This is a genomic window from Streptomyces sp. NPDC055078 (assembly GCF_053607985.1).
In genome coordinates, this window is record NZ_JBSGUP010000244.1 from 1 (window position 1) to 11211 (window position 11211).

At 71.1% G+C, this 11211-nt stretch carries 11 protein-coding genes and 1 pseudogene; 8 read left to right on the forward strand and 4 right to left on the reverse strand.

Translation table 11 applies throughout. The features are described from left to right. Nucleotides 1-229: pseudogene (locus ACWF94_RS20780) on the forward strand (hypothetical protein); the annotation flags it as partial. Between the two features lie 252 nt (nucleotides 230-481). Here ACWF94_RS20780 and ACWF94_RS20785 read toward each other — a convergent pair. After that, complete coding sequence (locus ACWF94_RS20785; protein ID WP_453490218.1) at nucleotides 482-1006, reverse strand: ATP-binding protein; 525 nt, start codon at nucleotides 1004-1006, stop codon at nucleotides 482-484. Nucleotides 1007-1256: 250 nt separating this feature from the next. Then, nucleotides 1257-1637: a VOC family protein gene (locus ACWF94_RS20790; RefSeq protein WP_453490220.1), complete on the reverse strand. Its 381-nt coding sequence runs from the start codon at nucleotides 1635-1637 to the stop codon at nucleotides 1257-1259. Between the two features lie 165 nt (nucleotides 1638-1802). Here ACWF94_RS20790 and ACWF94_RS20795 point away from each other — a divergent pair, with 165 nt between their 5' ends. After that, nucleotides 1803-2591 carry a VOC family protein gene (locus tag ACWF94_RS20795; RefSeq protein WP_453490223.1) on the forward strand — a complete coding sequence of 263 codons (789 nt, stop codon included), beginning with the start codon at nucleotides 1803-1805 and terminating at the stop codon, nucleotides 2589-2591. A 7-nt stretch (nucleotides 2592-2598) separates the two neighbouring features. Here ACWF94_RS20795 and ACWF94_RS20800 read toward each other — a convergent pair whose 3' ends face one another. Continuing rightward, a complete protein-coding gene (locus ACWF94_RS20800) occupies nucleotides 2599-3603 on the reverse strand; it encodes a helix-turn-helix transcriptional regulator (protein WP_453490226.1) in 1005 nt (334 codons plus the stop codon). A 92-nt stretch (nucleotides 3604-3695) separates the two neighbouring features. Between ACWF94_RS20800 and ACWF94_RS20805 the strand changes: the two genes are divergently transcribed. Next, the gene (locus ACWF94_RS20805; protein ID WP_453490229.1) at nucleotides 3696-4940 is read left to right on the forward strand and encodes an FAD-dependent oxidoreductase; all 1245 of its coding nucleotides are present in this window, start codon (nucleotides 3696-3698) and stop codon (nucleotides 4938-4940) included. 227 nt (nucleotides 4941-5167) lie between these two features. Here the strand turns inward: ACWF94_RS20805 and ACWF94_RS20810 are convergent, their stop codons facing one another. Next, the gene (locus ACWF94_RS20810; RefSeq protein WP_453490232.1) at nucleotides 5168-5752 is read right to left on the reverse strand and encodes a TIGR03086 family metal-binding protein; all 585 of its coding nucleotides are present in this window, start codon (nucleotides 5750-5752) and stop codon (nucleotides 5168-5170) included. A 192-nt stretch (nucleotides 5753-5944) separates the two neighbouring features. On the opposite strand from ACWF94_RS20810, the gene argC reads away from it, so the two are divergent. From argC to ACWF94_RS20835, 5 genes are all read left to right on the forward strand, one after another. Beyond that, the gene (gene argC / locus ACWF94_RS20815) at nucleotides 5945-6973 is read left to right on the forward strand and encodes an N-acetyl-gamma-glutamyl-phosphate reductase (protein WP_453490235.1); all 1029 of its coding nucleotides are present in this window, start codon (nucleotides 5945-5947) and stop codon (nucleotides 6971-6973) included. A gap of 61 nt (nucleotides 6974-7034) precedes the next feature. Further along, complete coding sequence (gene argJ / locus ACWF94_RS20820) at nucleotides 7035-8189, forward strand: bifunctional glutamate N-acetyltransferase/amino-acid acetyltransferase ArgJ (RefSeq protein WP_453490237.1); 1155 nt, start codon at nucleotides 7035-7037, stop codon at nucleotides 8187-8189. Nucleotides 8190-8269: 80 nt separating this feature from the next. Beyond that, entirely contained in the window at nucleotides 8270-9205 is a 936-nt protein-coding gene (gene argB, locus ACWF94_RS20825; RefSeq protein WP_453490243.1) for an acetylglutamate kinase, read from the forward strand. A gap of 14 nt (nucleotides 9206-9219) precedes the next feature. After that, nucleotides 9220-10434: an acetylornithine transaminase gene (locus ACWF94_RS20830; RefSeq protein ID WP_453490246.1), complete on the forward strand. Its 1215-nt coding sequence runs from the start codon at nucleotides 9220-9222 to the stop codon at nucleotides 10432-10434. A gap of 7 nt (nucleotides 10435-10441) precedes the next feature. Next, a complete protein-coding gene (locus tag ACWF94_RS20835) occupies nucleotides 10442-10978 on the forward strand; it encodes an arginine repressor (protein WP_453490240.1) in 537 nt (178 codons plus the stop codon). The last annotated feature ends 233 nt before the right edge of the window (nucleotides 10979-11211 follow it).

Consider the following 11211-nt stretch of genomic DNA (forward strand, 5'->3'; position numbering starts at 1 on the left):
GGCCTCCTACGAGGAGGCGTTCCGTATCACCTCTCATGAGTCCTACGTCGAGATCCGGGCTCAGGCGGAACGCAAGGCGCCGCTCCTTTCACCCGACGACCACTGGGGCCGGGACCCCGGCGAAGCCGGTCAGGCCGGCCCGGACGGCGGTCGGCCGCTCCAGCCGCGCCCCCGCCGCTCACGATGGGGACTTCGCCGCTGGGCCGGCCGCCGCAGGCCGGGGCGCTGAGCCGTGGACACCGTGCCGCTGATCGCGGGAGGAGCCGTCGCGCTGGGTCTCCTCCGTTGTACAGCGTTCAGTACGGGATTCACCGAGCCGGCCGGGGTGACTTCACCGGGCACTTCACCGACCTCGACGGCTACCACTGGAGCATCACCGAACGGACCGACAGGCACTGAGCGTGAGCGGACCGGCATGCGCCGAGCGGGCCGGAGGTGGTCGCGTGGACACCTCCGCCGGATCACATGTGCCGGACAGGGATCACCCCTTGACGGCTTCCGCGATCCGCTGGGCGGCCTGGGCGGGCGTGAGGTGTGTGGTGTCGACGACCTCGGCCTCGGCGTGCAGCCACGTGCGGGCCGCCTCGGCGTAGGGCTCAAGGTACTGGAGACGGAACGGGGAGTTGGGGCCGAGAACCGTGTCACCCGCGATGCGCCCGCGGAGGGTGTCCTGGTCGGCGTGCAGGACGAAGTGCCTCACCGGGATGGAGTGTTGGGCGAGGCCCGTACTGATCTCGCGCCAGTACGACTCGACCAGGACGGTCATGGGCATCACCAGGGTGCCGCCGGTGTATTCGAGTACGCGGCGGGCGGTCTCGACGACGAGCTGCCGCCACGGCGGCCAGTGCTGGAAGTTGTCCATCCAGGGCAGCCCGGGCTTGATGTCCATGAGCGTCTCGCCGACTTTCTCGGCGTCGAACACCCGTGAATCCGGGATGAGTGGCTGCACGAGTGCGCTCGTCGTCGTCTTGCCTGAGCCGTGGGTACCGTTGAGCCATACGATCATGGGTTCGACGCTAGGGGCGCCCGGGCCGCAGGCCGGTGCCGAACATGTCACAGAACGGGCACAGCGGAAGGCCGGCGCGGCGTCGGAGACGCGTCGGTGGCGGCCGGGTCGATCCGGCGCTCCCCGGCGCGCTCCCCGGCGCCGTCCCCGGTTCGGTCCCCGGTGCGGTCTCCGGCGCCGTCCCCGCTGCGGGTGCCGTGCGCGGGCGTACGGGCCGTGGGCGCCGCCGGGGCCGAGGCCGAGGCCCCTGTCAGAGTGCGCCGATGCGGGACTTGAGCAGACAGAACTCGTTGCCTTCCGGATCGGCGAGGACGTGCCAGGACGCCTCCACGGGCTGACCGATGTCGACGCGTTCCGCCCCGGCGGCCAGGAGGCGCTCAAGCTCGGCGTCCTGATCGCGGTCGGTGGGACTGACGTCGATGTGCAGCCGGGCAGGCCCGTTCCTCGGCTCGTCGTCGCGGATGAGGAAGATCGTCGGCTGCGGGCCGCCGAACCCTTCGCGCGGACCGATCTCGATACAGCCCTCCGCTTCGCGATCGAGCTCTACGAAGTCGAGGACCTCGCACCAGAACCGCGCCAGCACCTCGGGGTCGTGGCATTTGAGCACCAGCTCACTGATACGGCATGCCATGGGCGAAACCTACTCTCAGCAGGGGAACTGCCGGGGTGGGCGCACGCGGATCTCATGGGTACCCCGCAGTGAGAACAGCTCGCGACCGTACCGGGCGAGGCGAGCGGGGTCGAATGGATTCCAGCCCCTCGCCCGGCCGGGACACCCGGGCATAGGGTCGGCGGCATGGCGCCGCGACTTGTTCAGGTGAATTTCAAGGCCGGGGACGACTCGGCGCTCGGCAGGTTCTGGGCGGAGGCGCTCGGCTGGGGTGTGTCCAGCGAGGGGACAGGGGCAACGGCGGCCACACCGGGCTTTGTCTGGCCGGACCCCGTCGCCGTCTGTGTCGATGTCGTCTCGGTCCCGGCCCCTGAAGCGATGAAGTGCCGCGTGCACCTCGATCTCGCCACCACCTCCGCGGCTCATCAGGCGGAGTTGGTCGCGCGTCTGAAGAATCTCGGGGCGACGCCCGCCGATGTGGGCCAGGGCGATGTCCCGTGGACGGTGCTGGCCGACCCGGAGGGCAATGTGTTCTGTGTGCTGGAGCCTCGGGAGATCTACCGGGACACCGGGCCGATCGCCGCGGTGGTGGTCGACTGCGCGGATCCGCGGGCCATGGCCCGGTTCTGGGGCGAGGCGATGGGCTGGGCCCGGCACGAGGTGACCGACGATCATGCGCGGCTGCGCTCCGCCAAGGGCGTCGGCCCGTACCTTGAGTTCCTTCGCACACCCGGCGTGCGGACCGTGTGGAACCGCGTCCATCTCGATCTGCTGCCGTGCCGTGGTGACGACCAGGCGGCGGAGGCGGCCCGGCTGCGGGCTCTTGGCGCCACCGATGTCGACCTCGGTCAGGGCGACGTCCCGTGGATCGTCCTCGCCGACCCGGAGGGCAACGAGTTCTGCCTCCTCGCCCGCCCTGACACGGAACCTCTTCAGCTGTCCGCCATGGCCGTGGATGCTGTCACCGACAGGTGAGAGACGGCTACGGTCTTCTTTGCGTGTCCGCGGTGGTGGCCAATCGGTGGCCAATACGTCGGCACGCCTGGGCCAGTTCGGGTGGATGGACATCGGTGAGTTCGGTGTCGAAGGTGGAGAGGATCCCGGCGATGCCGGCCCAGGACCAGGCGCCGAGGGTGAGTCGGCAGTTTTCGGTGTCGAGGTGTTCGACGACCGAGCCGCCCGGTGCCCAGCGGGCGACGACGTCTGCCGACAGGTGGAGTCGGGCGCTGCCGGTGCACTCCCAGGCGGCGGCGGTGTCACCGCGGTCGTGACTGCTCATGACGAAGTGGGCGAGGTCGTCGTGGGGGAGCGTGCGCGGGCTGAAGGGGTGCGTCGTGGAGCGGGGGCGGAGCCGGTCGACCCGGTGCACTCGCCACTGGTCGTCTCCGAGGTCGTAGGCGACCACGTACCACCGGCCGGCCCAGACGACCAGATGGTGTGGCTCGATGCGGCGGGCGGGCAGGAAGTCGTCGTCACCTGAGGCGGGGCGTGAGCCGTCGGCGCGCAGCGTTTCGGTGACGAGTACATGTCGGTGGCGCACCGCGGCTCCCACGGCAGTGAGCGCGGTCGAGTCGATGGGGGGTGCCGGGAACTCCCAGTAGTTCTGCAGCCTGGTCAGGCGCAGGGACTTCATGGTTTCCCGCAGCGCCGCGGGCATGGCCTGTTCCAGGGTGACCAGCGCCCGCGCCATGTCGTCTCCCAGGCCGAACACCGTGCTGGGTGCGGTCTGCAGGGCCACCGCGACCGCGAGCGCCTGGTCGTGGTCAAACACCAGCGGCGGGAGGGTGTGCCCCGCGCCGAGCCGGTAACCGCCATCGGGTCCGTGGACGGTGGTGATCGGGTATCCGAGTTCGCGCAGCGTCTCGATGTCACGGCGGACGGTGCGCTCGCTGACCCCGAGCGCGGTGGCGAACTCGCGCAGCGGCCACTGTCGGCGCGATCCGAACAGGGACAAGAGCCGCAAGGCCCGTCGTGAGGTGTTCGCCATCGTCCCATCATGTCCGGTACTGGCCACTCTGTGTCCACTACCGGTGTCACGGTGGAGCGCCCGTGCAGGCGAACAATGACGGAAGAGGACGAATGGGTACGCGTGTGGTTGTGGTCGGTGGCGGGATCGGTGGACTCGCGCTGGGGGCGGGGTTGCGCCGCCAGGGTTTCGAGGTGGCAGTGTTCGACCGCGACAACGATGTGGCGGCGACCGGGGGTTACCACATCACCCTGGACGGGCGGGCCCAGTCGGCGCTGCGTGAGCTGGTGGCGCCGGAGATCATGCGGCGACTCCTCGCGTCGGCCTCGGCGCTGCGGCTGCGCGACCGCGACGCGTTCTGGGACCGTCGCGGCCGGCTGCTCGGCCGCGGTCCCGATCTCACCGGCCACCCCGGCATCGACATCGACCGCATCACCCTGCGCAGACTGCTGGCCGAGGCGGTCGGCGACGACCTGCATCTGGGGAGGACCGTGTCCGACGTCGGCCGGGGTGACGACGGCACACCCCGAGTGCTGTTCACCGACGCCGAACCGGTCACGGCGGATCTGGTGGTGGGCGCGGACGGCACCCACTCCGTGGTCGCCCGGCACCTGGCGGGAGGCCCGACCAACAGCCCGGCGGGCATCGTCGGCTTCTCCGGCCGTACCCTCCGGGGGGACCTGAGCCCCGGTGAACAGCAACGGCTCGGACCACGATCGGGGATGGCGCTGGGACCACGGGGGGCGGCGTTGTACGTTGGTTTTCTCGACCCGGTCGGCAACGCCGTGCTCGACGCCCCCGAGCTGCGGATGTCCGTCACCACCGGCCCCACCTACATCTGGGGCGCCATGTTCCCCGAATCCGCCGCGACCGACTCCCTGCGCGCCCTGCGCGACGGCGCGTTGCAGGCCGCGCTGCTCGGACGGTTCCGCGAGCGGGGCTGGGCCGAGCGCACCCTGGAGGTCATCGCCCGCGCGGACCCGCACAGCGTGGCGGCGTACCGCTTCAACGCCGCCTCGGCCCGCGCCGCCGAGCTGGCGCCCTGGCCCGCGGGCCGTATCACCGCCCTCGGCGACGCCGTCCACGCGACACCGCCCACCGCCGGAATGGGGGCCGGCGCGGCCATTCGTGACGCGGCCGACCTGCTACGGCACTGGGGTGACGCCGCTGACGGCGGCACCACGCCGGCCGAGGCCGTGAACCGGTTCGAGGCAGGTATGCGCCGACGCGGCAGCGAGATCCTCACCCTTGCCATGCGAACGGTCCGCCTGGTGCTGGCGACGGACACCGCACTCGGCGCCGCCGCTACCGCCGTGACCACCCCGATCCTGGCCGCCGCCGCCCGGCTGCGTCACTGACGACCGGCGTCGGTGCGGGCCACGCGGCTCGGCTGGAACCGGGTGGGGGCCCGCTTCGGCCCACCGGCCACCGGCCGCTGCGGGTTCGCAACACCCGCAACACCCGCAACACCGTCTTCCGACAGGCCGGTCCAAAAAGAGGCACGTCCGATAGCCGATGGTTCTGCCGACCTCAGGTCGCGATACGTGTGGTTCTGCCGGCCCAAGGCCGCGATGCCTGTTTCTGACTATGGTCGGCGCCCCAGGTACGCGGCCAGCCGGGTGTAGACGTCGGCGTCGTCCGGCACCGGTACGGCCGGGCTGAACGGGCCCCGCTCGCTGCGGTCCTCCGGCGGCGCGAACTTCGAGAATGCCTGGAGCGCCCGCGCGGCAAGGTCGGGGTCGAGTCCGGCCAGCCGCCGGGTGGCATGTGCGAGGTCCCAGGAATGAACCGTGAACTCGTGGGTGTAGGCATCGAGAGCGGTCCGGCCGGGCAGGGTGGCCCACGGCAGCTCGACCATGCGGTCGAGCTTCTCGTCATCGGCCCACACGCGCTCGACCTCGCCACGCGCCCGGGTGAACGCGCTGGTCCAGCCGTCATCGGCGATGCCGTCGATCACATCGGGGACGTCGCGCGCATCGCCTCTGGTGCCGACTCGGACGAGCTTGTGCAGCACGGAAACCACATGCCCGAGCAGCGCGCGGACGTCGTAATCGGCACAGGGAGTGCGGTTACTCAGCTCATCGGGACTCACCGCCGCAACCTGTTGCCCGGCCTGATCAAGTGCGCGGGAGAAGACCGGACGCGGGTCATGGGCCAGTTCGGTTGTCATGATGCGGAGGCTACAAGGACACACTGACAGCCAGGACTGGGCTTGATCCGCTGTGACGGACATCCGAGATCAGGGGCTCGGCCCTGGGAGGATGTCCGGCGCGCAGGCCGCCCGGCCCGCGCGCGAGGGATCACCATGATTGCATAAAACTGCGGAGCTGCGTATAGTCATGCCATCGACGAGGAGGGTCCGATGGCGGTACGAGCGGCAGTGGCAGGAGCGAGCGGATACGCGGGCGGAGAGCTGCTCCGGCTGCTTCTCGCGCACCCCGGTATCGAGATCGGCGCGCTCACGGGCCACTCCAACGCGGGGCAGACGCTCGGCGCCCTCCAGCCCCATCTGCCGCCGCTCGCCGGACGGACGCTCCAGCCGACCGAGCCCGAGGTGCTCGCCGGGCACGATGTCGTCTTTCTCGCGCTGCCGCACGGGCAGTCCGCCGCCGTCGCGGAACGGCTGGGCGACGATGTGCTCGTCATCGACATGGGCGCCGACTTCCGCCTCGCCGACGCCGCCGACTGGGAGCGGTTCTACGGCTCGCCGCACGCCGGGACCTGGCCCTACGGCCTCCCCGAACTGCCGGGTGCCCGGGTCGCGCTGGCGGGAGCCCGGCGGATCGCGGTGCCCGGGTGCTACCCGACCGCGGTCTCGCTCGCGCTGTTCCCGGCGTATGCGGCGGGACTCGCCGAGCCCGAGGCCGTGATCACCGCCGCCTCCGGGACGTCCGGCGCGGGCAAGGCCCCCAAGGCGCACCTCCTCGGCTCCGAGGTCATGGGTTCCATGAGCCCGTACGGAGTCGGCGGCGGTCACCGCCACACCCCCGAGATGATCCAGAATCTGAGCGCGGCGGCGGGGGAGCCGGTCACCGTCTCCTTCACCCCGACCCTGGCCCCCATGGCCCGGGGCATCCTGGCCACCTGCTCGGCCAAAGCCGGGCCGGGCACCACCGCGCAGGACATCCGCGGCGCGTATGAGAAGGCGTACGCCGACGAGCCGTTCGTCCGGCTGCTGCCCGAGGGCCAGTGGCCCGCGACCGCGTCCGTATACGGATCGAACGCCGTCCAGGTCCAGGTCGCGTACGACGAGAGCGCCCGCCGGATCATCGCGATCAGCGCCATCGACAACCTCACCAAGGGCACCGCCGGCGGCGCGGTGCAGAGCATGAACATCGCCCTCGGTCTCGACGAGACCACCGGGCTCTCCACCACCGGGGTCGCGCCATGAGCGAGACCCCCGCAGTCGGCGGCCCACGGGCGGCGAACACCGAAACGACGAGGGAGATGCAGTGAGCGTCACCGCAGCGAAGGGATTCACGGCGGCGGGCATCGCCGCCGGGATCAAGGAGAACGGCAATCCGGACCTGGCCCTCGTGGTCAACACCGGTCCGCGCCGCGCCGCCGCTGGCGTCTTCACCTCCAACCGCGTCAAGGCGGCCCCCGTCCTGTGGTCCGAGCAGGTCCTCAGGGGCGGCCGGGTCACCGCCGTCGTCCTCAACTCCGGCGGCGCCAACGCCTGTACGGGACACCAGGGCTTCCAGGACACCCACGCCACCGCCGAGAAGGCCGCCGAGGTCCTCGAAGGCCACAGCGCGGGCGAGATCGCCGTCGCCTCCACCGGCCTCATCGGCCTCCTGCTCCCGATGGACAAGCTGCTGCCCGGCATCGAGACCGCCGCCGCGCAGCTCAGCGAGCACGGGGGCGAGAAGGCCGCCATCGCCATCAAGACCACCGACACCGTGCACAAGACCGCCGTCCACCAGGGCGACGGCTGGAGCGTCGGCGGGATGGCCAAGGGCGCGGGCATGCTCGCCCCCGGTCTCGCCACCATGCTCGTCGTCCTCACCACCGACGCCGACCTGAGCAGCGCCGAACTCGACAAGGCGCTGCGCGACGCCACCCGCCTCACGTTCGACCGCATCGACTCCGACGGCTGTATGTCCACCAACGACACCGTGCTGTTGCTCGCCTCCGGCGCCTCGGGGACGGCTCCCGCGTACGACGCCTTCGCCGAAGGCGTCCGGGCCGTCTGCGCCGACCTCGCCCGCCAGCTCATCGGTGACGCGGAGGGCGCGTCCAAGGACATCCGGATCGAGGTGATCGGCGCGGCGACGGAGGACGACGCCGTCGAGGTCGGCCGCTCGATCGCCCGGAACAACCTCCTCAAGTGCGCCGTCCACGGCGAGGACCCCAACTGGGGCCGGGTGCTCTCCGCCATCGGCACCACCGGGGCCGCCTTCGAGCCCGATCAGCTCAATGTGGCCATCAACGGAGTCTGGGTCTGCAAGAACGGCGGCGTCGGCGAGGACCGCGAGCTGGTCGATATGCGTTACCGCGAGGTGAAGATCACCGCGGATCTCGCCGCCGGCCCCGAGACCGCCGTCATCTGGGCCAACGACCTCACCGCCGAGTACGTCCACGAGAACAGCGCGTACAGCTCATGACCGACGCCAGCGGACCGGGCGGGTCCACCGAACCCGCCGACACAGGTGCCCCCGCCGACACCGGCGGACCGGGCGGGTCCATGGAATCCGCCGCCTCCGGCGAGTCCAGCAGGACCCGTAAGCACACCGCCCTGCCCAAGGCCAGGATCCTCGTCGAGGCGCTGCCCTGGCTCACCCGGCACCACGGCAGGACCGTCGTCGTGAAGTTCGGCGGCAACGCCATGATCGACGAGGATCTCAAGGCCGCCTTCGCCCAGGACGTCGTCTTTCTGCGGCACGCCGGCCTCAAGCCGGTCGTCGTCCACGGCGGCGGCCCCCAGATCAGCGCCCAGCTCGACAAACACGGGCTGGTCAGCGAGTTCAAGGCGGGCCTGCGGGTCACCACGCCCGAGGCGATGGACATCGTACGGATGGTCCTGGCCGGGCAGGTCCAGCGCGAACTGGTCGGGCTGCTCAACGAGCACGGCCCCCTCGCCGTCGGCCTCACCGGCGAGGACGCCCGCACCATCAGCGCCACCAAGCATCTGCCGGTCATCGACGGCGAGCCGGTCGACATCGGCCGGGTCGGTGAGATCACCGGCATCGACACCGGTGCCATCGAGGCCCTGCTGGCGGACGGCCGTATCCCGGTCGTCTCCTCCATCGCCCGCGCCGAGGACGACGGACACGTCTACAACGTCAACGCCGACACCGCGGCGGCGGCCCTCGCCGCCGCGCTGGGCGCCGAGACGCTGATGGTCCTCACCGATGTGGAGGGGCTGTACGAGGACTGGCCGAACAGCGACGAAGTGATCAGCAGGCTCACCGCCACCCAGCTGGAGAAGCTGCTGCCCGACCTCTCCAGCGGCATGGTGCCGAAGATGGAGGGCTGTCTCTTCGCCGTACGCAACGGAGTCACCACCGCCCGCGTCATCGACGGCCGGGTACCGCACTCCATCCTGCTGGAGATCTTCACGGACGAAGGCATCGGGACGATGGTCGTCGCCGATGCCCCCGATGAACAGGGGGAATCATGAGCGACGGGGGAGTCATGAGCAACCAGGAGTTCGCCCGGCGCTGGCAGGGTGTGATGGCCGACAACTACGGCACCCCCGCGCTGTCCCTGGTCCGGGGCGCGGGCGCCACGGTCTGGGACGCGGACGGCACCGCGTACACCGACTTCGTCGGCGGTATCGCCGTGAACGCCCTCGGCCACGCCCACCCCGCCGTCGTCGCGGCCGTCACCCGGCAGATCGCGTCCCTCGGCCATGTCTCCAACCTCTATACCGCCGAGCCGCCCGTCGCCCTCGCCGAACGGCTGATCCAGCTCTTCGGCCGCCCGGGCCGCGTCTTCCTCTGCAACTCCGGCGCGGAGGCCAATGAGGCCGCGTTCAAGATCGGCAGGCTGACCGGCCGCCGGCACATGGTCGCCACCTCCGGCGGCTTCCACGGCCGCACCATGGGCTCCCTCGCGCTCACCGGGCAGCCCGGCAAGCGGGAGCCCTTCCTGCCGCTCCCCGGCGATGTCACCCATGTCCCCTACGGCGACGCCGCAGCCCTGAGGGCCGCCGTCACCGAGGAGACCGCGTTCGTCATCATCGAACCCGTCCAGGGCGAGAACGGCGTCGTCGTCCCGCCGAGGGGCTATCTGGAGGCCGCCCGGGAGATCACCCGGGCCACCGGCACCCTGCTGGTGCTCGACGAGGTCCAGACCGGGATCGGCCGGACCGGCCACTGGTTCGAGCACCAGGCCCACCAGGGCGTCGAACCCGATGTGGTCACACTCGCCAAGGGGCTCGGCGGCGGGCTGCCGCTCGGCGCGACCGTCGCCTTCGGCGAGGCGGCGGAACTGCTGAAGCCGGGCCAGCACGGCACCACCTTCGGCGGGAACCCGGTCGCCTGCGCCGCCGGACTCGCCGTTCTGGACACCCTCGCGGGCGACGGAATCCTTGACGAGGTCAAGCGGCTGGGCGAGCGGATCCGGGACGGAGTTGAATCACTCGGGCATCCGCTGGTTTCCCATATCCGTGGTGCGGGCCTGTTGCTGGGTATCGTGCTCAACGAGCCCCTCGCGCCCCAGGCGCAGCAGGCGGCTCAGAGCGCCGGCTTTCTGGTGAACGCCCCGGCCCCCGATGTCGTACGGCTGATGCCGCCACTGATCATCGAGCAGGCGGATGTGGACGCGTTCCTCGGGGCACTGCCCGGCGTTCTTGACGCGGCGAGCGCGGCCGGCGCTGCCGAGGGGGAAGGGCGATCCGGAGAATGAGACGACGATGAGCGAGGCGCAGGACACCGAGCAGGGCGGGCCCGCCGTACCGCAGACGCGGATGGCCCGCCACCGCCGGATCGTGGACATCCTCAACCGGCAGCCGGTGCGCTCCCAGAGCCAACTGGCCAAGCTCCTCGCGGACAACGGGCTGAGCGTCACCCAGGCGACGCTCTCCCGGGACCTCGACGAACTGGGCGCGGTGAAGATCCGCAACACCGGGGGAGAGCTGATCTACGCGGTACCCAGCGAGGGCGGCTTCCGCACTCCGCACGCTCCCCTCGGGGAGTCCGCGAAGGAGGAGCGGATGCGCAGGCTCTCCGGGGAGCTGCTGATCTCCGCGGAGGCGTCCGCCAATCTGGTGGTGCTGCGTACGCCACCGGGCGCGGCCCAGTTCCTCGCCTCGGCCATCGACCAGGCCGAACTCCACGCCGTCCTCGGCACGATCGCCGGCGACGACACCTTGCTGCTGATCAGCCGCGACCCGCTGGGCGGCCAGGCGCTGGCCGACCACCTCCTCCGGCTGGCCCAGAACGACCGCTAGCACCACGTGATACCCCGCCCCCCTACCGGGGCTCTGCCCCGCGCCCCGCGCCTCAAGCGCCGGCGGGGCTGGAATCCTGGTCCCGATGCTTTTGCCGGGGGCATGGCCCTGAGCCTCCCCCCCTTGCGGCGTGGGGAGACCCCCGCGCCTTGTCGGTCGGCGGGGGCTTTTCAGCCTGTCCGGCGTTTGAGGACGGACCGGTCGGGTGGACGGGTCCGGGCTCTTGTCGGGGC

Bases quoted from the DNA above. Each gene is read 5' to 3' on its own strand.
- ACWF94_RS20785 (WP_453490218.1), bottom strand. From the start codon at position 1,006: ATGATCGTATGGCTCAACGGTACCCACGGCTCAGGCAAGACGACGACG.
- ACWF94_RS20790 (WP_453490220.1), bottom strand. From the start codon at position 1,637: ATGGCATGCCGTATCAGTGAGCTGGTGCTCAAATGCCACGACCCCGAG.
- ACWF94_RS20795 (WP_453490223.1), top strand. From the start codon at position 1,803: ATGGCGCCGCGACTTGTTCAGGTGAATTTCAAGGCCGGGGACGACTCG.
- ACWF94_RS20800 (WP_453490226.1), bottom strand. From the start codon at position 3,603: ATGGCGAACACCTCACGACGGGCCTTGCGGCTCTTGTCCCTGTTCGGA.
- ACWF94_RS20805 (WP_453490229.1), top strand. From the start codon at position 3,696: ATGGGTACGCGTGTGGTTGTGGTCGGTGGCGGGATCGGTGGACTCGCG.
- ACWF94_RS20810 (WP_453490232.1), bottom strand. From the start codon at position 5,752: ATGACAACCGAACTGGCCCATGACCCGCGTCCGGTCTTCTCCCGCGCA.
- argC (WP_453490235.1), top strand. From the start codon at position 5,945: ATGGCGGTACGAGCGGCAGTGGCAGGAGCGAGCGGATACGCGGGCGGA.
- argB (WP_453490243.1), top strand. From the start codon at position 8,270: ATGGAATCCGCCGCCTCCGGCGAGTCCAGCAGGACCCGTAAGCACACC.
- ACWF94_RS20830 (WP_453490246.1), top strand. From the start codon at position 9,220: ATGAGCAACCAGGAGTTCGCCCGGCGCTGGCAGGGTGTGATGGCCGAC.
- ACWF94_RS20835 (WP_453490240.1), top strand. From the start codon at position 10,442: ATGAGCGAGGCGCAGGACACCGAGCAGGGCGGGCCCGCCGTACCGCAG.